The sequence below is a fragment of the Klebsiella sp. M041 genome (genome assembly GCF_059759695.1).
In genome coordinates this window covers 60,397-84,392 of the sequence record NZ_JCAXWU010000006.1, presented here as the reverse complement: position 1 = coordinate 84,392, position 23,996 = coordinate 60,397, and the positions used below count along the sequence as shown (strand labels likewise).

Annotated in this window: 23 protein-coding genes and 1 pseudogene; 19 read left to right on the top strand and 5 right to left on the bottom strand. The window is 60.5% G+C overall.

Translation table 11 applies throughout. The annotated features are described in order from the left end of the window. Positions 1-64: 64 nt before the first annotated feature. The gene (locus AC6CWS_RS09375) at positions 65-286 is read left to right on the top strand and encodes a YgdI/YgdR family lipoprotein (protein WP_002906779.1); all 222 of its coding nucleotides are present in this window, start codon (positions 65-67) and stop codon (positions 284-286) included. Between the two features lie 50 nt (positions 287-336). On the opposite strand, the gene ansP is transcribed toward AC6CWS_RS09375, so the two are convergent. Then, positions 337-1,791 carry an L-asparagine permease gene (gene ansP / locus AC6CWS_RS09370; protein WP_023289881.1) on the bottom strand — a complete coding sequence of 485 codons (1,455 nt, stop codon included), beginning with the start codon at positions 1,789-1,791 and terminating at the stop codon, positions 337-339. Between the two features lie 593 nt (positions 1,792-2,384). Here ansP and dapF point away from each other — a divergent pair. The 13 genes and pseudogenes from dapF to AC6CWS_RS09305 form a co-directional block, all read left to right on the top strand. Beyond that, positions 2,385-3,251, top strand: coding sequence for a diaminopimelate epimerase (gene dapF, locus AC6CWS_RS09365; RefSeq protein ID WP_065881587.1), 867 nt, complete (start codon positions 2,385-2,387; stop codon positions 3,249-3,251). A 126-nt stretch (positions 3,252-3,377) separates the two neighbouring features. Further along, positions 3,378-3,929 (top strand): P-loop NTPase family protein, encoded by a 552-nt coding sequence (locus AC6CWS_RS09360; protein WP_065881590.1) that lies wholly within the window; start codon positions 3,378-3,380, stop codon positions 3,927-3,929. 91 nt (positions 3,930-4,020) lie between these two features. Further along, positions 4,021-5,028 carry an MsnO8 family LLM class oxidoreductase gene (locus tag AC6CWS_RS09355; protein ID WP_023289878.1) on the top strand — a complete coding sequence of 336 codons (1,008 nt, stop codon included), beginning with the start codon at positions 4,021-4,023 and terminating at the stop codon, positions 5,026-5,028. Continuing rightward, complete coding sequence (locus tag AC6CWS_RS09350) at positions 5,018-6,139, top strand: M20 peptidase aminoacylase family protein (protein ID WP_065881594.1); 1,122 nt, start codon at positions 5,018-5,020, stop codon at positions 6,137-6,139. Before AC6CWS_RS09355 ends, AC6CWS_RS09350 begins: the two co-directional genes overlap by 11 nt. Positions 6,140-6,163: 24 nt before the next feature. Beyond that, a complete protein-coding gene (locus AC6CWS_RS09345; protein WP_065881595.1) occupies positions 6,164-7,477 on the top strand; it encodes an LLM class flavin-dependent oxidoreductase in 1,314 nt (437 codons plus the stop codon). Positions 7,478-7,494: 17 nt separating this feature from the next. Continuing rightward, positions 7,495-8,427 carry an ABC transporter substrate-binding protein gene (locus AC6CWS_RS09340; RefSeq protein ID WP_065881598.1) on the top strand — a complete coding sequence of 311 codons (933 nt, stop codon included), beginning with the start codon at positions 7,495-7,497 and terminating at the stop codon, positions 8,425-8,427. A gap of 11 nt (positions 8,428-8,438) precedes the next feature. Further along, positions 8,439-8,948, top strand: coding sequence for a GNAT family N-acetyltransferase (locus tag AC6CWS_RS09335; RefSeq protein ID WP_004202731.1), 510 nt, complete (start codon positions 8,439-8,441; stop codon positions 8,946-8,948). Between the two features lie 9 nt (positions 8,949-8,957). Then, positions 8,958-9,884 carry an amino acid ABC transporter permease gene (locus AC6CWS_RS09330; RefSeq protein WP_065881603.1) on the top strand — a complete coding sequence of 309 codons (927 nt, stop codon included), beginning with the start codon at positions 8,958-8,960 and terminating at the stop codon, positions 9,882-9,884. Continuing rightward, positions 9,868-10,647: an amino acid ABC transporter ATP-binding protein gene (locus AC6CWS_RS09325; RefSeq protein WP_032453069.1), complete on the top strand. Its 780-nt coding sequence runs from the start codon at positions 9,868-9,870 to the stop codon at positions 10,645-10,647. The genes AC6CWS_RS09330 and AC6CWS_RS09325 overlap by 17 nt, the downstream gene beginning before the upstream one ends. Positions 10,648-10,685: 38 nt before the next feature. Beyond that, the gene (locus AC6CWS_RS09320) at positions 10,686-11,537 is read left to right on the top strand and encodes a transporter substrate-binding domain-containing protein (protein ID WP_074442571.1); all 852 of its coding nucleotides are present in this window, start codon (positions 10,686-10,688) and stop codon (positions 11,535-11,537) included. Between the two features lie 77 nt (positions 11,538-11,614). Continuing rightward, positions 11,615-12,232 carry a glutathione S-transferase family protein gene (locus AC6CWS_RS09315; protein WP_065881607.1) on the top strand — a complete coding sequence of 206 codons (618 nt, stop codon included), beginning with the start codon at positions 11,615-11,617 and terminating at the stop codon, positions 12,230-12,232. A gap of 70 nt (positions 12,233-12,302) precedes the next feature. Then, positions 12,303-12,530, top strand: a complete 228-nt coding sequence (pptA, locus tag AC6CWS_RS09310) for a tautomerase PptA (protein ID WP_004891592.1) — start codon at positions 12,303-12,305, stop codon at positions 12,528-12,530. 144 nt (positions 12,531-12,674) lie between these two features. Then, positions 12,675-12,851: pseudogene (locus tag AC6CWS_RS09305) on the top strand (NadS family protein); the annotation flags it as partial. 60 nt (positions 12,852-12,911) lie between these two features. Here the strand turns inward: AC6CWS_RS09305 and AC6CWS_RS09300 are convergent. The 3 genes from AC6CWS_RS09300 to AC6CWS_RS09290 are packed head-to-tail and all read right to left on the bottom strand — an operon-like array spanning position 12,912 to position 17,541. Next, complete coding sequence (locus AC6CWS_RS09300; RefSeq protein WP_140599565.1) at positions 12,912-14,516, bottom strand: carbohydrate porin; 1,605 nt, start codon at positions 14,514-14,516, stop codon at positions 12,912-12,914. Between the two features lie 44 nt (positions 14,517-14,560). After that, on the bottom strand, positions 14,561-15,943 hold the full coding sequence (locus AC6CWS_RS09295; RefSeq protein WP_065881610.1) for a glycoside-pentoside-hexuronide (GPH):cation symporter: 1,383 nt from the start codon (positions 15,941-15,943) through the stop codon (positions 14,561-14,563). A gap of 26 nt (positions 15,944-15,969) precedes the next feature. Beyond that, the gene (locus tag AC6CWS_RS09290) at positions 15,970-17,541 is read right to left on the bottom strand and encodes an alpha-L-rhamnosidase-related protein (RefSeq protein ID WP_065881611.1); all 1,572 of its coding nucleotides are present in this window, start codon (positions 17,539-17,541) and stop codon (positions 15,970-15,972) included. A 203-nt stretch (positions 17,542-17,744) separates the two neighbouring features. On the opposite strand from AC6CWS_RS09290, the gene AC6CWS_RS09285 reads away from it, so the two are divergent. Continuing rightward, positions 17,745-18,569 carry a helix-turn-helix domain-containing protein gene (locus tag AC6CWS_RS09285; protein WP_065881613.1) on the top strand — a complete coding sequence of 275 codons (825 nt, stop codon included), beginning with the start codon at positions 17,745-17,747 and terminating at the stop codon, positions 18,567-18,569. Positions 18,570-18,693: 124 nt separating this feature from the next. On the opposite strand, the gene AC6CWS_RS09280 is transcribed toward AC6CWS_RS09285, so the two are convergent. Continuing rightward, positions 18,694-19,275, bottom strand: coding sequence for a flavin reductase family protein (locus tag AC6CWS_RS09280; protein ID WP_048297612.1), 582 nt, complete (start codon positions 19,273-19,275; stop codon positions 18,694-18,696). Between the two features lie 214 nt (positions 19,276-19,489). On the opposite strand from AC6CWS_RS09280, the gene AC6CWS_RS09275 reads away from it, so the two are divergent. The 4 genes from AC6CWS_RS09275 (at position 19,490) to nhoA (ending at position 23,789) form a co-directional block, all read left to right on the top strand. Further along, entirely contained in the window at positions 19,490-20,191 is a 702-nt protein-coding gene (locus AC6CWS_RS09275) for an ABC transporter ATP-binding protein (RefSeq protein ID WP_065881615.1), read from the top strand. Beyond that, positions 20,188-21,156: an ABC transporter substrate-binding protein gene (locus AC6CWS_RS09270; protein ID WP_048297610.1), complete on the top strand. Its 969-nt coding sequence runs from the start codon at positions 20,188-20,190 to the stop codon at positions 21,154-21,156. The genes AC6CWS_RS09275 and AC6CWS_RS09270 overlap by 4 nt, the downstream gene beginning before the upstream one ends. A gap of 55 nt (positions 21,157-21,211) precedes the next feature. After that, positions 21,212-22,867, top strand: coding sequence for an ABC transporter permease (locus tag AC6CWS_RS09265; protein ID WP_065881618.1), 1,656 nt, complete (start codon positions 21,212-21,214; stop codon positions 22,865-22,867). Between the two features lie 76 nt (positions 22,868-22,943). Then, positions 22,944-23,789 (top strand): N-hydroxyarylamine O-acetyltransferase, encoded by an 846-nt coding sequence (gene nhoA / locus AC6CWS_RS09260; protein ID WP_065881621.1) that lies wholly within the window; start codon positions 22,944-22,946, stop codon positions 23,787-23,789. Positions 23,790-23,996: the final 207 nt, after the last annotated feature.

Genomic DNA, 23,996 nt, shown 5'->3' with positions numbered 1-23,996 from the left:
CCTGAAGGTTATACACTTATCGCTTTCCCGCCTCGCGCGGGCAGTGGTAATCAGTGGAGATAAAATGAAAAAACCATTCATGGTGATTTGCGCCGGCGCGATGCTGGCGCTGCTGGCCGGCTGTTCGTCCAACTACGTTATGACCACCAAAAGCGGTCAGACGATCGTCACCCACGGCAAGCCGCAGCTGGATAAAGAAACGGGGATGACCAGCTATATCGATGAGTCTGGTAATAAGCGGGAAATTAACAGCAGCGACGTGTCGCAGCTGGTTGAGGATAACTAAGTCCTGACCTCCCGGTTTGCCCGCGATGGACAAACCGGGAGTCCTGCCATTTACTGCTTGAGCGTCGGCGCTGTGCTGTGAATCGCATGCACGCGCTTACGCACGCCAAACCAGCCCGCCACCAGCAGCACCGCCAGCAACGGGATGGAGCCAATGGTATAGGTGCCGTTCGGATAATCGAAGGCCATCAGCACCAGCACACTGAACAGGAACAGCAGCGTCAGCCAGGAGGTGAACGGCGCTCCAGGCATTCTGAAGCTCACCTGAGCCGCTTTTCCTTCCTTAATCGCTTTGCGCAGACGCATCTGACACACCACGATGAAGCCCCAGGACGCAATGATCCCCAGCGAAGCGATGTTGAGGACGATCTCAAACACCTGCGACGGCACCAGATAGTTGAGGAACACCCCGACCACGTACACCGCCAGCGTTGCCAGGATCCCGGCGTAAGGGACGTGGTGACGGCTCATCTTCGACATGAACTTCGGCGCGGAGCCCCCCATCGACATGGAGCGCAGAATACGCCCGGTGCTGTAGAGGCCGGAGTTGAGGCTGGAGAGGGCGGCGGTTAACACTACGATGTTCATCACGCTGCCGATATACGGTACGCCCAGTTTGGAGAAGAAGGTGACGAACGGGCTCTGTCCCGCCTGGTAGGCGTTCCACGGCAGCAGCAGCACCAGCAGCACCACCGATCCGACGTAGAACAGGCCGATACGCCAGATCACGCTGTTGATGGCCTTCGGCACCATCGTCTCCGGATCCTTACACTCACCGGCCGCGGTGCCCACCAGCTCAATGGAGGCGAAGGCGAAGACCACGCCCTGCACCAGCACCAGCGCCGGCAGAAGGCCGTGCGGGAAGAAGCCGCCGTTATCGGTGATCAGGTGGAAGCCGGTGGCATTACCGTCCAGCGGCTTACCGGAGCCGAGGAAAATGGTGCCGACCACGAGAAACGCGACGATCGCCAGCACTTTGACCAGCGCGAACCAGAACTCCATCTCGGCGAACCACTTCACGCCGATCATGTTCATGGTGCCGACGATGGCCAGCGCGCCGAGGGCGAAGACCCACTGCGGCACATCGCCAAACGCGCCCCAGTAGTGCATATACAGCGCCACGGCGGTGATATCGACGATCCCGGTCATTGCCCAGTTAACGAAGTACATCCAGCCGGCCACGTAGGCGGCCTTTTCGCCGAGGAATTCCCTGGCATAGGAGACGAAGCTGCCGCTCGAGGGGCGGTGGAGAACCAGTTCGCCGAGGGCGCGAAGAATAAAGAAAGAGAAGATGCCGCAGACCAGATAGACCAGTGCGAGCGCTGGCCCTGCCATTTGTAAACGTGCCCCGGCGCCGAGGAACAAACCGGTACCGATGGCGCCGCCGATGGCGATCATCTGTACCTGACGGTTGCCCATCGCTTTGTGGTAACCCGCTTCATGTGAGTTGAGCCAGTGGCGTTTTGCAGCATGGTGCTCCGCTGCAGTGTCGTGTTTCGTATTCATTGATGTATCAGTTTCCTGTCAATGCCCATGTTTGCAGCCGGCGTGGAGGACGGCTGGCACATTATGCTGGCTTTCTCATCATTCTGACGTAGGAGATAAGCTCAGACATGGCGCTGAATCCTACACGTAACCTAATAGTTACGCACCTAAAACATTTACCGATAGCATTTGACAGATTTATCAATGAGATCAGCGTCGCAGAGTTTCCCGCAACAGAATGAAAGCGCTGGTATGCTGGCGTCGACTGGGGTAAGCGCGAGGTTGTCAGGGGACGGCGGAGGCGCAGTTCGCTGCTTTTGCATCCGTTGGCCACGGGCGATGGCCACCTGCTCGCCGGGTCGCAGCCGGGTGTTTAACCGGTCATCCACGACCATTTTTTAGCCATTATCATCAGTGATTTTGATGTTAATATCCGGTTATTCCAGCATAAATGGCTTCAGCGTCGGTCACGGCGCCGCGCAGGCGGAGGAAGCGTGATGCCTGCAGGGGAGCAGAATGAACAGAGCGGTTAACCCTTATTGTTTAATTCATTCTGCCGGGGCAGGTATTGTAAGATGCAAAACCATACCCGTAGCGCCAGGCGACCCCACACTATGACACCCTTACACTTTCATAAATATCACGGACTGGGTAATGATTACCTGGTATGCCATCGCGCCGTTGCCGACCAGCTGAGCAACGAGCATATTCGAATTCTGTGCCATCGCCACTATGGCGTCGGTTCTGATGGTCTCCTGATCGACAGCGGCGATCGAACCCACCCCACGCTGCGTATTATCAATCCGGACGGCTCCGAGGCGGAGAAAAGCGGTAATGGGCTACGGATCTATGCGCGCTATCTGTTTGATATCGGTCGTGTCGGGCATGAGCCCTTTTTAGTGCACACGGCGGGCGGAGATGTCTATTGCACCGTGGAGAGCGATTTTCATCAGATTAGCGTCGACATGGGGCGGGCGAATTTCAATCCGGCGGCGTTACCCGCCCTGGTGAATTTGCCCGAGGCGGTGAATTATCCCTTGCCGCTGGCGGATGAAACCCTGTCCGTCGTGCTGGTCTCTATGGGCAATCCCCACTGCGTTGTCCTCGTGGATAAGCTCGATCTGGAACAGGTTCATCGCTTAGGGCCGCAAATTGAACATCATCCTTTGTTCCCCAAACGCTGCAATGTGCAGTTCGTGGAAGTTGTCGATCGCCATACGCTGAAGATTGGTATCTGGGAGCGGGGCGCCGGGTTTACGATGGCCTCCGGGAGCAGCAGCTGCGCGGCGGCCAGCGCCATGCGCCGGTTAGGGAAGGTGGACGATCGGGTGGAGGTCAACATGCCAGGCGGCCAGCTGCGCATCACCTTCGGCGCGGATTTTCAGGTCTGTATGCGAGGCCCGGTGCATAAGATCGCCAGCCTGACGTTGGATGAAGACTGCTTTGTCGGCGGCGGCGCTATCTCCACTGGCGCGGGATGACAGGTGGGGCGATCAGCCGGAAATTTTTTGCCTTTCGCTTGCTGTCGTAAGCGGCTGTACATACTGCCTTTTCCCATCCGGGCAAAGGCGGCAAACAACGGAAATGGCTACCAGGGAGAAACAGAGATGAACATCAACGTGGTCGGCACCAGCGGCTCAGGCAAATCCACTCTGGCCCGGCGCCTGGCGCACCGGCTGGGACTACCCTGGATCGAGCTCGATCGCCTGTACTGGCGGCCGAACTGGCAGGGCACGCCGGATGAGGCGTTTTTCGCCGCTATTGCCGCCGCGACGGCCTCGCCGGGCTGGGTGCTGGATGGCAATTACAATCGCAGCCGCAGCGTCAAATGGCGCGAGGTGGATCTGGTGATCTGGCTGGATTATGGCCTCTGGCGCACGCTGCGCCAGGCGGTGTGGCGGGCCGCGAGCCGGGCGTGGCGCCGTCAGGAGCTGTGGCCGGGCACCGGCAACCGCGAGAGTTTCCGCCGTTCGTTCTGCAGCCGGGAATCCATCATCCTCTGGACGCTGAAAACCTGGCGGCAGAATCGCCGACGCTATCTGGCCGATATGCAGGATCCTCAATATCGTCATATTCGCTTCGTCCGGCTGCGCAGTCCGCGGCAGGCCGAGGCGCTGCTCCGCGAGCTGGAAGCGCAGCGGTCAGGCGGGCATATCTAATTTTCAGCAGTACACATGTGAATTAATTGTTTCTCAATAGTTAGCAGAGATTTTAATAATGCAGGCACGTACTTTCATATGAGCCTGCGAAATGTCTTATCGAATCAGTATCCTGGATAAAAGTCCGCTTGCCGCCGGGGAAACCGCCGCGCAGGCGCTGGCGCGTACATTAACGCTGGCGCAACACGCCGAAGCCTGGGGCTATCACCGCTTCTGGGTCGCCGAACACCACAATACCGATCAGCTGGCAAGCCCCTCGCCGGAGCTGGTTATCGCCTGGCTGCTGGGCCACACCCGGCGCATTCGTCTTGGGTCCGGCGGCGTCATGCTCCAGCACTATAGCCCCTATAAGGTCGCGGAAAACTTCAACCTGCTGGCTGCCCTCGCGCCGGGCCGCATCGATCTCGGGGTCGGCAAGGCGCCTGGCGGCCTGCCGCTCTCCACCCGCGCGCTGCAGCAGGGCCTGCATCAGGAAGAGAAAGGCGCCTTTGCCGACCAGCTGGCGCAGCTGGATAACTGGCTGTCGCTGACTGAGCCCGGAGGGGAAGAGAGCCTGCGCGCCACGCCGATCCCGCCGCGCCGGGCAGACGGTTTTCTGCTCGGCGCCAGCCTGGAGAGTGCTGAACTGGCGGCCCGCCTTGACTGGAACTTTGTCTTTGCCGCCCATCTCAATGGCGACAGCGCGCTGCGCCGCACGGTGCTCAACCGCTGGCGCGAGCTGAGCCCGCGCGAGGCGATTGTCGCCGTGCAGGTGGTGGTCGCCGACGATCCCGCTACCGCCGCCGCGCTGGCGCAGCAGGTGGAGGCGTGGGGCGTTGAGCTGGAGAACGGCCAGCGGGTGACCGTCGGCAGTGAGGCGCAGGCCGTTGCCTTTGCCCGCCAGGCCGGTAGCCGTCCCACCCGTATCGCCCGCCGCGAATCTTCGCTGATATCGGGTACCCCCGAAGAGGTGAAAGCCCGGCTGGACGCGCTGCAGGCGGAAGATCAGCTGGATGAACTCATCATTGATACCCCCATTAGCGACGGGCCTGCGCGCCTGCGCTCCCTGCGCCTGCTGGCGCAGGCTCACTACGGCAAGGCGGTGCTGAATGTCCTTTGAACAACAACTGATTAGCTGGCGGCGCGAGCTGCACCAGAACCCGGAGCTCTCCCTGCAGGAGGTGGCCACCACTGCGCGGATCCGCGACTGGCTGCAAAGCGGTGGGGTGACCCTGCTGCCCTACGATCTGAAAACCGGGCTGGTGGCCGAAGTCGGCAGCGGCGACAAGGTGATAGCCCTGCGGGCGGATATCGACGCGTTGCCCATCGAGGAGGCGACCGGTTTGCCTTACCGCTCGCAGAATCAAGGGGTGATGCATGCCTGCGGGCACGATATTCACACCAGCGTAATGCTGGGAGCGGCGCTGCTGCTGAAGGATCGGGAAGCGGAACTCCCGGGGCGGGTGCGGATCCTGTTCCAGCCGGCGGAAGAAAATTTTGGCGGGGCGAAAACCCTGATCCGCGCCGGGGCGCTGGAGGAGGTGTCGGCGATCTTTGGCATGCACAATGAGCCCGGCCTGGCGGTGGGCGAATTTGCCACCCGCGGCGGCGCGTTCTACGCCAACGTCGACCGCTTCGTCTTCAAAGTGACCGGGAAGGGCGCGCATGCCGCCCGCCCCCACGAAGGCAAGGATGCGATCCTGCTGGCCAGCCAGCTGGTGACGGTGCTGCAGAGCGTGGCCAGCCGGGAAGTGAACACCCTCGACTCGGTGGTGCTCAGCGTGACGCGGATCCAGGGAGGCAATACCTGGAACGTGCTGCCGGAGAGCGTCGAGCTGGAAGGGACGCTGCGCACCCACAGCAGTGAAGTGCAGCAGCGGGTCAAGGCCCGGGTCAGCGAGATCGCGGCCGGTTTCGCCAGCGCCTTTGGCGCACAGATTGACGTCTTCTGGTATGCCGGCCCGACGGCGCTGGTCAATGACGCCCGCTGGGCCGACTTCGCCAGCGAGGTAGCGGCCCAGGCCGGGTACCGCACCCACCACGCCGATCTGCATCTCGGTGGTGAAGATTTTGCGGTCTATCTTCAGCATATTCCCGGGGCGTTCGTCAGCATCGGCAGCGCCAGCGAATATGGTCTGCACCATCCGGCATTTAATCCGGACGAACGGTTGATGGCGCCCGCAGCGCACTATTTCGCCCGTCTGGCGGAGCAGGCATTACAACACATTTAATGGATGACAGGGGAAGGGGTAGCTATGTCTGAAAATCGACAATTGCGTCTGGGGACGATATTACATGGCGCATCGGGAAATATGTCCGCCTGGCGTCATCCGGCGGCGCAAGCGGACGCCAGTATTAATTTTGATTTTGTTACAGAGACGGCGTTAAAAGCGGAAGCGGGAAAACTGGATTTTATTTTTGTCGCCGACGGTTTATATATTAATGAAAAATCGATTCCCCATTTTTTAAATCGCTTCGAACCTTTAACGGTACTTTCCGCGCTGGCCGCGGTCACCCGGCGGCTGGGGCTGGTGGGGACCTTATCCACTTCGTACAGCGAGCCGTTTACCACCGCCCGCCAGTTCGCCAGCCTCGACCATTTAAGCCAGGGGCGGGCGGGCTGGAACGTGGTCACTTCGCCGCTGGAAGGGTCGGCGAAAAACTTCTCCCGGGCCCAGCATCCGGATCATGCGCTGCGCTATCGCATTGCCGATGAATATCTGCAGGTGGTGAAAGGCTTGTGGGATTCGTGGGAAGAAGATGCCTTTGTGCGCAATAAAGCGACCGGTCAGTTCTTTGACAAAAATAAGCTGCATACGCTCGATCATCACGGCGATTTCTTTAAAGTGGCCGGACCGCTGAATATTTCCCGCACGCCGCAGGGACGACCGATTATTTTCCAGGCTGGCGCGTCGGACGACGGCAAAAAATTAGCCGCACGCCACGCCGATGCCATTTTTACCCATCAGGAATCGCTGGCCGAGGCGCAGGCATTTTATCAGGACGTGAAAAGCCAGCTGGCGGCCTGGCAGCGCACCCCGGATCAGCTGCATATTTTCCAGGGCGTCAGCGTCATTGTCGGCGATGACGCCGAAGACGCGGAGCGCCAGTACCAGACCACCGCGGCGCTGGTCTCCATCGAGGATGCGCTGAACTATCTGGGGCGGTATTTCGAACACCATGATTTTTCGCAGTATCCGCTCGATGAACCGTTCCCGGATATTGGCGACCTCGGGCAAAACAGCTTCCGCAGTACCACCGACGAGATTAAACGTCACGCCCGCGAGCGCGGATTAACCCTGCGCCAGGTGGCCCTGGAGGCAGCGAGCCCGCGTCCGCGCTTTACCGGCACCGCCAGCGATGTCGCCGACGGGCTGCAACTGTGGTTCGAACAGCGCGCGGCGGACGGCTTCATTATTCAGGGCGGTACGCCGGAAACCTTTCCGCGCTTTGTGGATGAGGTGGTGCCTCTGTTACAGGCGCGCGGCCTGTTCCGTCGCGACTATCCGGGCACCACCCTGCGGGAAAGTCTGGGCCTGGCGCTACCTGCTAATCAATTCCAAAAATAAGAAAAGAGAATCACGCTATGCAGAAAACAACACTCTTGCTGGCCGTCGCGTTGGCATTTAGCGCCTCATCGTGGGCACAGGACGTCAAGATCAATGGCACCGGGGTAAGCCTTGAGGCCAACAAAACGCCGATTCACACAGCGAAAAACCCGCAGGCCATTGCCCTGTTGCCGAAAGATCTGCATCTGGCGGTGCCGGGGAAATTTACCGTCGCGGTGGCGGCCCTGAACTCACCGCCGCTGACGGTCTTCGCCGATGACAACAAAACCCTGCTCGGCAGCGAGGCGGATATCGCCCGGCTGGTGGCGGAGAGTCTCGGGCTGGAGGTGAACGTGGTTCCCACCTCCTGGGAAGACTGGCCGCTAGGGGTCACCTCCGGCAAATATGATGCCGCGATCAGCAATATTACGGTCACCAAAGCGCGGAAAGAGAAGTTCGATTTCGCCACCTACCGCAAAGACTCGCTGGGCTTCTACGTCAAAAGCAGCAGTCCGCTGAGCAAGATTGACAAGGCGGAAGACATCGCCGGGCTGAAGATTATCGTCGGCTCCGGTACCAACCAGGAGGCGATCCTGCTGGCGTGGAACGCGGAGAACGTCAAGAAGGGGCTGAAGCCGTTTACCCCGGTCTACACCAAGGATGACGCCGCCCAGACGCTGGCCCTGCAGACCGGGCGCGCCGATGCCTACTTCGGCCCCAACGTGATAGGCGCGTGGAAGGCGGCGCTGACCGGCAAAACCAAACTGGTGGGCAGCGTCGACGGCGGCTGGCCGAAAGCGGCGCATATCGCGGTGACGCTGAAAAAAGACAGCGGGCTGGTGAATGCCGTCCAGGCGGCGCTGAACGGCGCTATCGCCAGCGGCGATTACGCCAAAGTGCTTAACCGCTGGGGCGAAGGGGTGGAAAGCATTCCGCAATCAGAAATCAACCCACCCGGACTGGGCGACTGACAGGAGGCGCGATGAGCGAAGCATTCCGCGACATTTCTCCGGACGCACCGGAGCTGCAGCCGATTATTAGCGGGCTGTTTGCCGAATATGCCGCCCGCTACGGTGACTATTTTTCACGCGATGCGGAAGTGGAGTTGAGCGAGTGGTATTTGCCGCCGCAGGGGCTGTTTATCGTCCTTGAGCGTGAGGGAGAAATTATCGCCACCGGCGCTTATAAGCCGAAGGATCGCCACACCGCAGAGATCAAACGTATCTGGACGCACCGCCGTCTGCGCCAGCAGGGGCTGGCGGCGAAGGTGGTTCAGGAGCTGGAGCGGCGGGCGGTGCTGGCCGGGTACAGCCATATCTACCTGACCACCGGCTTTCGTCAGCCGGAGGCGGTCAAGCTCTATCTCAGCCAGGGGTATGAGGCGCAGTTCGACCTCGCGCGAGACCCCGAAGAGTACAGTCAGCCGCCCTACGATGGCCGGCTGCGGTTCACTAAAGCGCTGGCGGTGAGCGCCTTCAGCCACAGCGCCTGAGGAGGCATGATGCATACATCTGAAACGATCAAAGTGGTGCCGGCGCGCTATCCGCTGCGGGTGGTGGGAGCCCTGGTGGCCCTGCTGGTGCTGGCGGTAGTGATCCAGTCGGTGGCCTTTAACCCGCGCTGGGAGTGGGGCGTCTTCGCCCGCTGGTTCTTCGACCCGGTGATCCTCGAAGGGCTGGGGCAAACCCTGCTTCTGACCCTGCTCGGCACGGTGCTGAGCGTGATCTTCGGCGGCCTGCTGGCGCTGGCCCGCTTGTCCTCATCGTGGCTGCTCAGCAGCCTCGCCTGGGGCTATATCTGGCTGTTTCGCTCGCTGCCGCTGATTGTCGTGCTGATCATTCTCTACAACTTCTCCTATCTCTACGACACCCTGTCGCTGGGGATCCCGTTTACCGGCGTCACCTGGGCCAGCTACCAGACGATAAACGTGCTGGGGCAATTCTCCACGGCGGTGGTAGGCCTGACCCTGGTGCAGAGCGCCTATACCGCGGAGATTATTCGCGGCGGCTTCCTCGGCGTTGACCACGGGCAGTATGAAGCCGCCGCCGCGCTGGGGCTACCCGCCTGGCGACGCACGTTGCGCATTATTCTGCCGCAGGCGCTGCGCACCATCCTGCCATCCGGCTTCAATGAGATCATCAGTCTGGCGAAAGGAACGGCGATGGTGTATGTCCTGGCGATGCCGGAGCTGTTCTACACCATCCAGATGATCTACAACCGTACCCAGGAGGTGATCCCGCTGTTGATGGTCGGCGCCGCCTGGTATCTGGCGATCACCAGCGTCCTCTCCGCCATTCAGTATCTGGTGGAACGTGGCCTGGCGCGCAGTGAGCGCCGCTCGGCGGTGAACAGCGCCCGCGGCAGCCGTCTGAATCAACCCGCACGTCAACCACAGCCCCAGGAGGCCGTCCATGCCCAGCTCTCGTAATGGCCATATCTCTATCACCGGGGTCAGCAAATACTATGGCCGCCACAAGGCGCTGGACGATGTGTCGCTGGAGATACCTCCGGGCACGGTGACGGTGATCCTCGGCCCTTCCGGTTCGGGCAAGTCGACGCTGCTGCGCACCATTAATCACCTCGAGCGCGTCGATGAGGGGTTTATTCAGATTGATGGCGACTATATCGGCTATCGCCGCAAAGGCGACAAGCTGTATGAGATGAAAGAGAAGGAGATCCTCCGCCAGCGGATCAACGTCGGCTATGTGTTCCAGAATTTTAACCTGTTTCCGCACCTGACGGTGCTGGAGAACCTGATAGAAGCGCCGATCGCCCACAGGCAGGTCACGCGCAAAGAGGCCATTGCCCGTGCCTGGGAGCTACTGGACGTCGTCGGCCTGCGCAATAAAGCCGACGCCTGGTCGCGGCATCTCTCCGGCGGCCAGCAGCAGCGTATCGCCATAGCCCGGGCGCTGGCGCTGGACCCGCGGGTGATCCTGTTTGATGAACCCACCTCGGCGCTGGATCCGGAGCTGGTGGGCGAGGTACTGGATGTCATCAAGAAGCTGGCGCGCTCCGGTACCACGCTGGTGGTGGTCACCCACGAGGTAGGCTTTGCCCGCGAGGTGGCCGACCAGGTGGTGTTTATGGTCGACGGCAGGATCGTCGAGCAGGGCAGCAGCGACGAGGTGCTCAACCATCCGCAGCATCCGCGTACCCGGCAGTTTTTATCCAGGGTGCTGCCGTCATGAACAGAGCGATAGCGACCCTTGTATTCAGCGCCCTGGCGCTGGACGCTCACGCGGCGCTGGATCTGCGCGCCAATGAGCTGCCATTGCCGGTCACCCGCGACCCGCAGGCGATAGCGAAAATTCCGCCGGGCTACCGTTTCGTTGAGCCGGGGACGTTGACGGTGGCGATCTCAGCGCTCAATTCGCCACCGCTGGCGCTGCTGGCCAGCGACAACCGCACGCGGATCGGCAGCGACCCGGATATAGCCCGCCTGCTGGCCGGGAGCCTTGGCCTGAAGCTCAGGCTGGTGCCCACCGCGTGGGAGGACTGGCCGCTGGGTATCGCCGCCGGCCGCTATGACGTGGCGCTGATTAATATTGCGGTAACCGAGAAGCGCAAAGAGAAGTTCGATTTCGCCACCTATCGGGTGGACTCTCTGGCCTTTTCGGTGAAATCCACCAGCGACATCGCCGCGGTACATGGACCCGCAGACCTCGCCGGGCGCAAAGTGATCGTTGGGTCCGGCACCAATCAGGAGCGGATCCTGCTGGGCTGGAATGAGGACAACCGGGCCGCCGGGCGGGCGCCGGCCCAGCCGGTCTACCTGACCGATGATGCCTCCGGCAACCTCTATATCCAGTCCGGGCGGGCGGATATTTTTTTCGGCCCGCAGTCGGTGGCCGCCTATAAAGCGGCCCTTAACGGCCAGACCCGGGTGGTAGGCCTCGGGCCGAAAAAAGCCTGGGTGGCGACGACCACTAAAAAAGGCAACGGTCTGGTCTTTGCCCTGCAGGCCGCCCTCGACGGGGCGATCGCCCGCGGTGAATATCAACAGGTGCTGGCGCGTTGGGGAGAGCAGGGCGAAGCGGTGGCGCAGTCGGTGGTCAACCCGCCGGGGATCACCTACTAACCGCCAGGGCCAGGGTATGCCGGGTGGGTGAGCGGCAATTTTCTGCCTACACTTAGGCTTTACCCTGGAGGCAGACCATGATTACCGTATATGGCGTGCCGGGATGGGGCTCGACGATTAGCGAGCTGATGCTCTCCCTGGCCGATATTCCCTACGAGGTGGTTGACGTCGAGGGCTTTGACCAGCCCGGCCCGGCGCGCGAGCGCCTGCGGCAGATTAACCCGCTGTGCCAGGTGCCCACCCTGACGCTGGCCGACGGCAGCATCATGACCGAAACCGCCGCCATCGCGCTGATGATCCTCGACCAGCGCCCCGATCTGGCCCCCGCGCCGGGGACGCCGCAGCGTCAGCAGTTTCAGCGTCTGCTGATCTGGCTGGTGGCGAATGTCTATCCCACCTTTACCTATGCCGACTACCCGGAACGCTGGGCGCCCGCCGCGGCGGAGCAGCTGGTGGAAAATTGTCGCCAGTACCGGAACAACCTTTATCTCTGGTTCGAACAGCAGCTGGTCGCCGGGCCATGGGCGCTGGGCGCGTCGGTTACCCTCCTGGACTGCTATATCGCGGCGATGTATAGCTGGGGGCCCAGGCAGGCGTGGTTTAACGCCCATACGCCCAAATTTGCCGCCGTCGCCCTGGCGATCTATCAGCGACCGGAGCTGGCCGCGGCGCTACGACGTAACAAGCTGATTTAACGCACGCGATGCCAACCGCAACCGCCATTCTGTGGTAGCGTTATGGCCTTCACCACAAGGAGTCTTTGCTATGCCGCATGTTGATATTAAATGCTTTCCCCGTGAACTGACTGACGAACAAAAAACCGCGCTGGCCGCCGACATTACCGAGGTGCTGATCCGCCATCTGAACAGTAAAGAGGGCGCGGTCAGCGTCGCGCTCACTCAGGTTGAGCCGGACGCATGGCAGGCGGTGTGGGACAGTGAGATCGCCCCGCAGATGGCGCAATTGATTAAGAAGCCGGGTTATAGCATGTAACCCGGCGCCCCGGAGGCGATGCTGCGCATCTGTCCAACGGACAAGGTGCTTTGCGCCGCCTCCGGCAGGGGCTTCTCCGGCTACGCACTGAGAGAAACATAATGTTCATCTATCCTAAGCGCCAGAGAGCCAACTGAGGTGTATATGAAAGATGAATTGTTTGCCGATCTGCTGGCGAGTGCAGAAGAAATGGTCAGGATCGAGAAAGGTCAACAAATGCCGAAGGAGCAGCACGTTCATACCTTCAGCGAAATTGACGTGAAAGCGATACGTGAAGCCACAGGTTTAAAACAGCAGGACTTTGCAGCGGCCGTTGGCGTTAAGTAACAGCGTGTATTTAAATCAACCCGTCCAGGCGTTTGCCCCGGACGGGCTGCTTTATTAAAACCAAATCTCCGTCTGCACGCCAAAGTTCCAGTTTCCTCCGGCGGTAAAGCCTTTACTGCCGAAATCATCGTTGATCGCATAGCGATCCAGGTCTTTATCCCAATTCATCCACGTGACAAAGAAACGTATCTCCGGCCTCGCTTTGATATCAAACACATCGCCCACTTTGAACGTCGGGGCGAAGGTCAGCTTGTAAAAATCGCCGCTCACCGCCTGGTATTGATGCACGCCGCTGTCGTAGCGGTAGGTTCGTCCGTTAGGATTCAGGTCCATATATTGCCAGGACGCCTCATACAGCAGGGCGAGGTTGCGGGTGATCCCCTGGGAAACCCACAGGTTAAAGGTTGCCCAATCGTAGCGGTCGCCATCGCGGTAGCGATCTTCGCTATGCTGGGCGATAACCGATGGTGCAAGCTGCCAGTTTTTCCCCAACGGCAAAATGCCGTAGGACGCAAAACGCAGGGACTTTGCGTTCTCGGTAAGATCGCCATCGCTGCCGGGCTGGCGCGCCTCGGCGCCCAGCCCGCCGCCGTACTGCAGGGCGCTCTCCGATACGCCCGGCGCGAGGCCATAGAATTGCTGTTTGTCGTGATACGCCAGCATCGCGTAGTAGCCGTTTTTCGCCGTATTATCGCTGCGCAGAGCGTAACTGCCGGTGGTCGAGGTATTATCTTTCAGGTCATCATTGCCCTGGGCGGTCATCGCCGTGGTCATCAGCTGCCAGTTGTTCCAGAAGTGGTTGGCGGTGAACATCAGGTTCTGTATATCGTTATCCTGGTAGTTATCGCTACCCAGATCGCCGAAGTTACGCGCATAGACCGAGTAATCGCCGCGCAGCGTATCACCCCATTTCACATCATTGATCCCACCGCCGGTACCGCCGAGGAACATAATATCGCTATCGGTAAAGTGGATATCGAAATTATCGCGGTCGAAGCGCTTGCCCGCCCAGATGGACGCGCTCCTGAACGGCCCGGAAAAATCGGCGAAATTGCCCATCTCGACGTACAGCTGACGCACGTTCAGGTGGTGGCTGTCGTTATCCTGTACCCATGGATCCGGGTTGGTTGCCCCGTCGGCAAGCATGGTTTTAAAGTGCGCCCATGACCCGTCGCTGAAGGTCATTTTTTTGCCGAAGCTGAGCTCCACGTAGTTATCTTTCTCGTTGCCGAGACGGCCAACGTGGGCATCGCCGTTGAGCGAACTGGCCGGGGAGATTCCCGGCCCGCCGCGCGCGCCTTTACCATGACTGTCAACCAGCATCCCGGAGCGCGCGTAGGCGTTGAACTCGAAGCCATCGCTGAGGCTGCTTTTCGCCAGCTGTTTGTCGGCAGCCTGCTGCTTTTGCTCGGTCGCTGCGGTGCGCTGACTGAGGGTCTGCACCTGCTTTTCCGCTGCCGCCGCGCGCTGTTCCGCGGCGCTGGTGCGCAGCTCCGCCTGCTGCGCCCGACGTTTGGCCTCTCCGGCCTCCTGCTCCGCATGATTAAGCCGGGCCTCCAGCTGCGCCAGCCGTTGTTCGACGGTGAGCGGGGCCGCACTCGCGTCGTAAGCCGAAAAAAGGGCGCAGCAAACCGCTGCGCTAATCAAAGAGATACGCATATCAATCCTTATTTTTTTCAGAGGTATGAAGGGGGGGCTGCGCCTTACAGGGCGTGGTTTTCTCCAGCAACGGACGATGGGTTCGACGGCGCCCGGCGTCCAGCGTCAAGGTCGGCGCGGATCTGCTCGTACTGGTCGTCGAGTCGGTAGAAGCGACCCATCCACAGCATTGAAGCCACAATCAGCAGCGCCGGGATATAGAGGTAGCAGGCTTTTATCGCCAGCATCGCGCCGTCGCTTTGCGTCTGGTTAGCGATATAACCGCCGGATGAGAGCAGGACCCCGGTAATGGCTCCCGCGCCCGCCATAGCCACCTTGCCAAGAAAGCCGTTGATGGAGGTTAAAATGCCGGCGGTATTGATGCCGGTTTTCCATACCCCGTAATCCACCGGATCGGCCTGCATGGAGAAGTAAATTGCCGTGCGCTGTCCGGCGCCAAGCGATAACACAACCGCTCCGGCAACCAGACCCCAGCTGTTAACGCCTGCCGCCATCATCATGCCCATGCCGACCAGGTTGATCGCGCTGGCGACCAGATAGACGTGACGCTTTTTCATCCGGCTGGCGAGCAGCGGAACGGTGAGGGTACCCAGCAGAGGAACGAAGGTGGAGATCCCGGCGACGATCGCCGTGAGATCGTTATTACCGACGTAATAATGGAAGAAGTAGACCAGCGCCCCGGTCTGGAAGAAAAACGCGCCCCACATCAGGAAAATATTGATGGCGAAGACGAACCATGGTTGGTTGGCGCGCAGGCTGACCCAGGCGCGTTTTAAGGTCATGCGCTCCTGAGTAATGCTGATATTTTCCTTAACGTTCCGGAAGCTCACCAGCAGAAAAAAGGTGGCAATAACGCCGAAAACCACCGCCGTATAGAAGAAGCCGTGCTCCTGATTGCCTTTCCCCAGCGCGCCAACCAGCGGCAGCGTGGCGACCGCGACAATAGTCGCGCCGAGCGAGCCGAGCAGAATACGTACCGCCGACAGCGTCGTGCGCTCCCGCGAGTCGTTCGTCAGAAACGGCAGCATGGCGCAGAATGGAATATTAACGAGGGTATAGAGAAACGACAGGCACAGATAGGTGACAAAAGCGTAGATCAGCTTACCGGTGGTGCCGAAATCAGGCACGTAGAAGGCCAAAATACACAGCAGTCCGAAGGGGATCGCGCCAGTCAGCAGATACGGACGGCAGCGCCCCCAGCGGGTGGCGGTATTGTCGATAACCAGCCCCATAAGCACGTCGGCAACGCCGTCCACCAGGCGCGTCACGAGGAACATCAGGCCAACGTAATAAGCGGGCAGGCCCATCACGTCGGTGTAAAAGAACATCAGATAAAGAGAGATCATCTGCCACACAAGGTTGCAGGAGAGGTCGGCGATGCCATAGCCAAGGCGCTGCCGCCAAAGGGTAAAGGTTGTTTCTGCCATAAAAGTAAACTCGCTTATCGTTGTTGTTAAAGTCCGTACTGGCGAATAAACCAGGCCGGGGTGCAGCTCCACGCATGGCAATAACTGTTTATCAGTTTGCTGCCATAAGGGGAAAAATCAGGATGCGCCGGGTCGAAGATTTCCCAGAAGGTATCGGCACCGTAGTCGACCATTGCTCCCCAGTAGGCTTTGATCTGCGCAATAGCGTCGTCGCGCAGCCCGCACTGCAGAAGGGCGGCAATATAGTGGTGACGCAGGTATGGCGTGTTCATGGCGATCGCGGGGGGATTTTGCTCCAGATTATGCATGATCTCCCGGCGCTGCTGAGGAGTACCGACTTCCGCCAGTACCAGCCAGATTTGCGATGCCCATGAGACCTGCCGCTGCTCGCCGCTGATGTAGAAGCCTTGCTGCTCGTCCCATAAGACATCGAGCGCCGCAGCTTTAAGCTGCTGTAAACGCTGGCGATAGCTGACGGCCAGCTCAGGTTCGAAACGCTCCGCCAGCCAGACGGCGCGCTGCAGGCAGTAAATCAGCACGCCCTGCGCTGCAGCCTGTTTATTCAGCGATGCCTGCCAGTCGATAAACACCCACCAGTCGTCGCTATCGCGTACAACCCCGGAGGCGTCGCAGCGTTTCAGCGCCAGTTCAATCTGACGACGGGCCGTGGGCCACAGCTCGCGGGCCGTAGCAATATCCTCCGCGCTTTGCAGATAGTTGTAGAGAACGTCAACAAAAAACAGAGAATAATCAAAGAGAAAGGTATCGTCAGCAATGACATCCGGCTGCACGAACACGTTGGCCGATACCATACCGTCCTCACGAGTATGCCCGGCGAAAAGGTACAGGCAGCGGCGTACTAAATCGTGACGGGCGAAGGTCACATCGTTCACCAGCGCCTGCAAACGTAAATCGCCGAGCCACAGGCGGCGGTCGCGTTTGGGGCCATCCTCAAACACCTCCTGCATGCAGTTTTGCAGGGTCAGAACGGCAACGCTGTCGATGGCCTTGAGCTGCGGGTCGGCGGTTGTCGCTGCCGGGCATGCGCCGCTGGCGGAGGTAACGGCATTCACCTGAATCTGGTTGAACTGCAGACGAAACTTGCGCGACACGGCTTTGACCTCCACCTTCAGATAGCGGAAGCAGTAGCGGCGCGGCAGATCAACGTCGGCGGGCAGAACATCAAGCCACAGATCCTGCTGCTGCAGCCAGCTGCTGCTTAGCCAGCCCTGGTAATCGCTGAACGGCTCACACACTTCGCTCAGCGTTTCGCCGAAGGTGAACTGCAGATGGGCCGGAGCGTCCGGCGGGCTCCCGACGCTCTGACAGAGAAAATGCAGGTAGCCAACAAAGTGGCTGCCAAAATCAATAATGACGCTATCGCCGCTGCTCAGCTCGCGCTGATAAAACGCGGCCAGGGAACTTACCGGCTCAGCGCGCCAGCCAAACAGCGCCGTGGCGTCGGCGTGGGCTTCCACCACGGCGATCGGCGGGTACGCCTGGCGACATAGCGCGGGCCGGAGCGTCTCGGCGGTGCGTAGAAAATCCGGGTGGCGGGTCATCGAGACCTGAGAATTATGCTGAATTGCCTGTGACATACTGCGTCCTCTGTATTTATTTGTCCGCAGCATAAGATGCCGGCCCCGGGGGCAACCACTCTGGCAATGCCAATGCATTTGCCAGATTGGCACTGATAATGAGATGGGCGGGTTGCCGATCACACTTCCAAACATCTTGCTCGTGGCGGTCGGGAAAATGCATTATCTTGCCTCTGCGCCGTAAGCCGTTTTGGACTTTATAGATGATGATGTTGACCGTTGAGTATTATTTCACCCATCCGCAGGATAAGCTGGGCATGTACGCCAGCGATCCGGAAGATAATAGCCATGAACATAGTCATGAATTTGCTGAGCTGGTGATCGTTGAGGAAGGGCACGGTTTACACGTTATTAATGGCAGACCGCTATATATTCAACAGGGCGACGTTTTTTACGTTCAGCCTGGCGACGTTCATTATTATGATGAGCTAGGGACGCTTAAGTTAATTAATGTGCTGATTAATCCGTTGGTAGAGTTTCATTATTTACAGCCTCTCGATACCTTATTACAGACTTTCTCTGCGCAGAATGCGTCCTGCTACGGTTGGCTGGCGCCGGACACCCGCCATATCTGCAAGGAACTGGTGGATAAGATATTTTCTGCCGAGCTGCGGCAGGGGCAAAATATTGCTCTGCGCGAAGCCGCGTTTTTCCAGCTGGTGACGACGATTCTGCATGCCGAAACCGAAGCGGAATATAGCACCACCAAATATAAGCTGCATAAATTGCTGACCTGGTTACAGGAGCACTGCTTTGAAGAGCATAACTGGCAGCAGCTGGCGGAAAAATTCCATCTGACCACGCGTACCGCTTTTCGCCATATTAAAGAGGCGACGGGATTGACGCCGGATAATTATTTAAAGCGTCTGCGATTAGTTTCGGCGCGCGTAAAATTACGCGAGACCGATATGACGATTACCGAAGTGGCCTATCTATGCGGCTTTGCCAACAGTAATCACTTTACCACTTTATATAAAAAGGTTTTTGGCCTGACGCCCAGCGAAGACCGGCGGCGTTTGCAGCGCTAGTTCTCTCCCCGGAGGCGATGCTGCGCATCTGTCCGGGCTACGCGTCCTCAGCGGTCTGCGATCCGGTAGCCCGGGCAAGGCGCTGTGCGCCGCCCCCGGGAGAAAGTGCGCAGCAGTTGAATCTTTATTCTTCCGGAGTATTGGCCCGCACGTGGCGGCCGCTGGCGACAAAATTGCCGGTCCCCAGATGATGCAGGGTATTGATCTTATCGTCATCGAACTGCCAGCGTCCGGTGACAAACGCGCGCTCATCGGCGGCGGCGGAAACCACTTCGCCAAACAGCGTATCGTACTGCTCCTGGGCCGCCGTCGCCGGCAGCAGACGGCACTCCATCCATGCCAGACACTTCTCCTCGATCAGCGGCAGTCCCAGTTCCGGACCGCTCACCACCGGAATTCCGTAAGCATTGAATTTATCTTCATCGCGGCCGCTGACGCTGCCGACCGCGTAGGTCCAGCTGGCGGCGGCCACGCCGGGAACCACGATGCCGAAGGTGCCGTTGCGCTCGATGATTTCCCGTGTCCAGGTGCTTTTATCCACCACGATAGCCACCCGCGGCGGGGCGAATTCCACCGGCATCGACCAGGCGGCGGCCATGACGTTGCGCCGGTCGGACGCAGCGTCGTAGCTGGTGATCAAAATGGTCGGGCCGTGGTTGAGCAGGCGGCTGGCATACTGCAGTTCCACGTGGCGAAAGCGGCTCATAGGCGTTCCTTGAGTAATGGGTCGGTTGGCAGGTAACACGTTAAGCCGCAATGAAAATGTAATCAATACGTCATCTCGTCTGACTATAGTCGCCAGCACAAAGTCCCAAAGAGGATCACAATATGTTGGCTCCCCTGATGTTATCCCAGGTGAGCGCGCCCCGTCGGATGTCGACCGCCGGGCATGGGTTGCTTTCCCGCAAGGGAGGGCGACAATGCGCGCGCTGACCCCTATCACTCTGCAGGCGGTCTCATTCGCCTTCGCAGAGATCCCCATTCTCGATGGCTTCTCGCTGCATATCGAACCCGGCAGCATTGTGGCGCTGCTGGGCCCGTCCGGCTGCGGCAAAAGCACCTTGCTGCGCCTGCTGGCCGGGCTGAGCGTGCCGGCCAGCGGTGAAATCCGCTTTGGCGATCGGCTGGTCGCCCGCGCAGGATGGGGATTGCCCCCGGAACAGCGCGATATCGGCATGGTTTTCCAGGATTACGCCCTCTGGCCGCATATGAGCGTGGCGCAGAACGTCGCCTTTCCGCTGCGCATGCGCGGCGTTGCCCGCGCCGAACGCGACCTCCGGGTGAGCGAGGCGCTGGCGCGGGTGGGCCTTGACGGCTTTGCGGAACGTAAACCTTCAGGCCTTTCCGGCGGCCAGCAGCAGCGGGTGGCGCTGGCGCGGGCGATCGTCGCCGCGCCGCGGGTGCTGCTGTTTGATGAGCCGCTCTCCAACCTGGACAGCGAACTGCGCGAATCGCTGTGTGGCGAAATGAGCCGCCTGCTGCGACAGCTCGGCACCACCGCCGTGTATGTCACCCACGACCGCCGTGAAGCCGACCTGTTAGCCGACCGGATCGTCCATTTATCCGCGGGCCGCGTGGCCGCTGTCCGCGCCGTTACGCCAACCTCAGGGGAAGTTGCATGAACACCGTTATGACCGTTAAGAAAGGAGTGGTACTCGCGATGGCTCTCTCCGCCATGATGCTCTCCAGCGCCCATGCGCTGACCGTTTACACTGCCGGCCCCGGCTCGCTGGCGAAAAACCTGGCCAGTGGTTTTGAACAACAGACCGGGGTGAAGGTGACCGTTTTCCAGGCCACCACCGGCAAAGTGATGGCCCGTCTGGAGGCCGAGCAGGCCAACCCGCAGGCGGATGTGCTGATCTCCGCTTCATGGGATACCGCGGAGGATCTGCACAACCGGGGCTGGTTGCTGCCTTTTCACAGCGCCAACGCCGACAAGGTACCGGCTAATCTGAAATCGGCGGACTATATCGCCCAGGGAGTCTCGGCGCTTGGCATCGTCTGGAACAGCAAAAGCGGCACTCCGGAGCCGAAAGAGTGGCGCGACCTCACCCAGCCGGCGTTTAAAGACAAGGTGACCACGCCCGACCCGTCGCTCTCCGGCGCGTCGCTGGATCTGTTGATTGGCCTGCAAAACAGCATGGGCGACCAGGCCTGGCAGCTGTTTGACGATCTGAAAAAGAACGGCATGGTGGTCAGCGGCCCCAACGCCCAGGCGGTGACGCCGGTGATGCAGGGGGCGAAAGCGGCGGTGTTCGGCGCGGTGGATTATGTCTCCTACGGCAATATTCAGCAGGGCGAGTCGCTGAAGGTGATTTTCCCGGCCAGCGGGACGGTGATCGCCCCGCGCCCGATGATGATCCTCAAAACCAGCCAGCATGCCGACGAGGCCAAAGCCTTTATCGATTACGTGCTGTCGCCGGAAGGTCAGGCGCGGGTCGCCGACGCCTGGCTGATGCCCGCTCGCCGCGATGTGGCCGCCAAACGCCCGCTGCTGGACGCGCTGAAGGTCTTGCCCACCAGCGGCGAGGGGAGTAGCGAGCGTAGCGCCGTCCTCAGCCGCTTCAGTCAGCTGTATGCCCACTAATTGACACGGTTCTCCGGCGCTGGCCGCCGGAGAACGCTTCGTTTCAGGAACCGCTGTGAAACAAAAATTCCTTTCCGGCGTGACGCTTGCCGCCCTGACGCTGCTGGTCGCGTTACCGCTGTTGTTTATTCTGCTGCAGGCGATTTTTCCCCATTTTAGCGCCGGTTCGCTCCATGACGCCTTTGGCGGTGTCTCGCCGCTGCTGGCCGACCCCCAGCTGCCGTCGATGCTCGGCGGTACGCTGTGGATTGCCGGCGGCGTGGCGGTGGCCAGCGTGATGATCGGCCTGCCGCTCGGTATTCTGCGCGGTATGTTTTCGTTGCCGCTGCCCCGGCTGTGGGACCTGCTGTTTTTGATCCCCTTTCTGACGCCGCCCTATATCTCGGCGCTCTCGTGGATGCTGGCTCTGCAAAGCCAGGGCTATCTGCAGCAGCTGATCGGCTGGCAGCTAAACGATCTGCTGTTCAGCCGCAGCGGGATCGTGCTGGTGATGACCTTTAACATTTTTCCGGTGGTTTACTTTGCCGTCTCCCGCAGCCTGCTGGCGAGCGGGCAACGGCTGGCGATGGTCGCCCGGGTCCATGGCGCCAGCGCCTGGCGCGCCTTCTGGCACGTGACGCTGCCGATGATCTCCCCGGCGCTGGCGTCGGGGATGCTGCTGGCGTTTACTCTCGCCATCGAGGAGTTTGGCGTCCCGGCGGCGCTGGGCAGTCGGGCGGGAGTAGTCATGCTGACGGTAGGCATTGAGAAAAAGCTGGCCGACTGGCCGGTGGATCTCACCGGCGCTGCGCTGCTGTCGCTGCTGCTGATGGTGGTGGCGTTGTTCGCCTGGTGGCTGCAAACGCGGCTGGTGGGGGAGAAGGAGGTCACCAGCGTCACCGGTAAACCGGGAGAAAACCGCGGAACGTCGCTGGGCTGGATGACGCTGCCCGCGCTGCTGGTGATGGCGGCCGTCGGCGGCCTGGCGGTCGGGGTCCCCGCCGTCTCGATGATGCTCACCAGCCTGATGGGCACCCTGTCGGGCGGGGTGAGCCTGGAGAATGTCACGCTGCGTCACTTCGCGGCGCTGTTCGACCAGCAGGGCGACGCCCTGTCGGCCCTCGGCGTCAGCCTGTCGCTGGCGTTAGGTTCGGCGCTGATCGTCGGCGCGCTGGGGCTGCTGGCCGCCTGGCTGGTAATGGTGCAGAAGATCAAAGGGCGCGGGGTGGTGGATGCGCTGTCGCTGATGCCGGCGGCGCTGCCCGGCGTGGTGGTGGGGGTGGGATTGATCCTGCTGTGGAATCAGCCCTTCTGGCCGTGCTCGCCCTACAACACGCTGTGGATGCTGCTGCTCTCCTATTGCTGCCTGCTGCTGCCCTGGCCGGTGCGCTATGTCGGCAGCGCGCTGCGCCAGCTGGGCCCGAACCTTGAGCCCGCCGCCCGGGTGCACGGCGCGTCGCCGCTGCGGGCGCTGCGGTTGATTGTCCTGCCGCTGGTCTTTCCGGCGCTGCTGGCGGCGATGCTGATGGTGTTTGCGGTGGCGTCCCGGGAGCTGGTGACCTCGCTGCTGCTGTCGCCCGCCGGCACGCAGACCGTGGCGGTGTTTATCTGGCGCCAGTTTGAACAGGGATCCGTTGGTCAGGGCATGGCGATGGCCAGCCTGACGCTGTTTACCGGTCTGGTCCTGATGCTGACGGCGCTGGCGCTGATGCAGCGCAGCACGCGCGGTTAACGGCAAGCGCACAAAAAAGAGGGTCGGCGCGGAAAAATAGGCTATAAATGTCGGACACCTACAGCTGGAGACCCTGATGAGTCCCTTTTTACGCGCCTATTTTTCCCGTCTGGGCTGGACGGGCGAGCCTGATGTTTCCATTGATACCTTGCGCCAACTGCATCTGCAGCATAACAGCGCCATCCCCTTTGAAAACCTCGACGTCCTGCTGCCGCGCGAGATCCATCTTGACGACCTGGCGCTGGAGGAGAAGCTGATCGCCGGCCGCCGCGGAGGGTATTGTTTTGAACAAAATGGCCTGCTGGAGCGCGCGCTGCGCGAAATAGGCTTTAACGTTCGCAGCCTGCTTGGCCGGGTGGTGCTGGCCAATCCGCCGCAGATGCCGCCGCGCACTCACCGTTTATTGCTGGTGGAAGTGGCGGGCGAGCGCTGGGTAGCCGACGTTGGCTTCGGCGGCCAGACGCTGAACGCGCCGATCAAGCTGCTGGCCGATATCCCGCAGCAGACGCCGCACGGCAGCTATCGTCTGGTGCATGAAGGGGATGAGTGGACGCTGCAGTTCAACCATCACGAGCACTGGCAGTCGATGTACCATTTCGATTTAGGCCGCCAGTATGCGTCTGATTATGTGATGGGTAACTTCTGGTCGGCGCACTGGCCGCAGTCCCACTTCCGTCACCACCTGCTGATGTGCCGTCATCTGCCTGACGGCGGCAAAATGACCCTCACCAATTTCCACTTTACCCACTGGGAGAATAACCACGTGGTGGAGAAGGTCGATTTTGCCGATGTCTCCGCGCTGTACGAAGGGCTGCAGACCCGCTTCGGCCTCGGCGTGGACGATCCTAAACATGGCTTCAGCGAAGCGGCGCTGGCGGCGGTGATGGCGGCGTTCGATACCCATCCGGAAGCCGGGAAGTAAATTTTCTCATGCCCGGCGGCGCTGCGCCTGCGCGGGCCTAGGGGGATGAGCCTGTGAGAGGGCCCTGTAGGCCGGGTAAGGCGACAGCCGCCACCCGGCGAAATTACAGGTACCGTGCCTGATATCTTGCCCGGCGGCGCTGCGCTTCGCGGGCCTACGGGTTATGAGCTCTGTGAGAGGGCCCTGTAGGCCGGGTAAGGCGACAGC

What these genes read in the sequence shown, in the direction of transcription:
- AC6CWS_RS09355 (WP_023289878.1), top strand. Translation starts at nt 4,021, where the DNA reads ATGTCTTATCGAATCAGTATCCTGGATAAAAGTCCGCTTGCCGCCGGG.
- AC6CWS_RS09290 (WP_065881611.1), bottom strand. Translation starts at nt 17,541, where the DNA reads ATGTCACAGGCAATTCAGCATAATTCTCAGGTCTCGATGACCCGCCAC.
- pptA (WP_004891592.1), top strand. Translation starts at nt 12,303, where the DNA reads ATGCCGCATGTTGATATTAAATGCTTTCCCCGTGAACTGACTGACGAA.
- AC6CWS_RS09275 (WP_065881615.1), top strand. Translation starts at nt 19,490, where the DNA reads ATGCGCGCGCTGACCCCTATCACTCTGCAGGCGGTCTCATTCGCCTTC.
- AC6CWS_RS09340 (WP_065881598.1), top strand. Translation starts at nt 7,495, where the DNA reads ATGCAGAAAACAACACTCTTGCTGGCCGTCGCGTTGGCATTTAGCGCC.
- AC6CWS_RS09350 (WP_065881594.1), top strand. Translation starts at nt 5,018, where the DNA reads ATGTCCTTTGAACAACAACTGATTAGCTGGCGGCGCGAGCTGCACCAG.
- AC6CWS_RS09315 (WP_065881607.1), top strand. Translation starts at nt 11,615, where the DNA reads ATGATTACCGTATATGGCGTGCCGGGATGGGGCTCGACGATTAGCGAG.
- dapF (WP_065881587.1), top strand. Translation starts at nt 2,385, where the DNA reads ATGACACCCTTACACTTTCATAAATATCACGGACTGGGTAATGATTAC.
- AC6CWS_RS09335 (WP_004202731.1), top strand. Translation starts at nt 8,439, where the DNA reads ATGAGCGAAGCATTCCGCGACATTTCTCCGGACGCACCGGAGCTGCAG.
- AC6CWS_RS09345 (WP_065881595.1), top strand. Translation starts at nt 6,164, where the DNA reads ATGTCTGAAAATCGACAATTGCGTCTGGGGACGATATTACATGGCGCA.
- ansP (WP_023289881.1), bottom strand. Translation starts at nt 1,791, where the DNA reads ATGAATACGAAACACGACACTGCAGCGGAGCACCATGCTGCAAAACGC.
- AC6CWS_RS09375 (WP_002906779.1), top strand. Translation starts at nt 65, where the DNA reads ATGAAAAAACCATTCATGGTGATTTGCGCCGGCGCGATGCTGGCGCTG.
- AC6CWS_RS09330 (WP_065881603.1), top strand. Translation starts at nt 8,958, where the DNA reads ATGCATACATCTGAAACGATCAAAGTGGTGCCGGCGCGCTATCCGCTG.
- AC6CWS_RS09300 (WP_140599565.1), bottom strand. Translation starts at nt 14,516, where the DNA reads ATGCGTATCTCTTTGATTAGCGCAGCGGTTTGCTGCGCCCTTTTTTCG.
- AC6CWS_RS09325 (WP_032453069.1), top strand. Translation starts at nt 9,868, where the DNA reads ATGCCCAGCTCTCGTAATGGCCATATCTCTATCACCGGGGTCAGCAAA.
- AC6CWS_RS09295 (WP_065881610.1), bottom strand. Translation starts at nt 15,943, where the DNA reads ATGGCAGAAACAACCTTTACCCTTTGGCGGCAGCGCCTTGGCTATGGC.
- nhoA (WP_065881621.1), top strand. Translation starts at nt 22,944, where the DNA reads ATGAGTCCCTTTTTACGCGCCTATTTTTCCCGTCTGGGCTGGACGGGC.
- AC6CWS_RS09360 (WP_065881590.1), top strand. Translation starts at nt 3,378, where the DNA reads ATGAACATCAACGTGGTCGGCACCAGCGGCTCAGGCAAATCCACTCTG.
- AC6CWS_RS09270 (WP_048297610.1), top strand. Translation starts at nt 20,188, where the DNA reads ATGAACACCGTTATGACCGTTAAGAAAGGAGTGGTACTCGCGATGGCT.
- AC6CWS_RS09285 (WP_065881613.1), top strand. Translation starts at nt 17,745, where the DNA reads ATGATGATGTTGACCGTTGAGTATTATTTCACCCATCCGCAGGATAAG.
- AC6CWS_RS09280 (WP_048297612.1), bottom strand. Translation starts at nt 19,275, where the DNA reads ATGAGCCGCTTTCGCCACGTGGAACTGCAGTATGCCAGCCGCCTGCTC.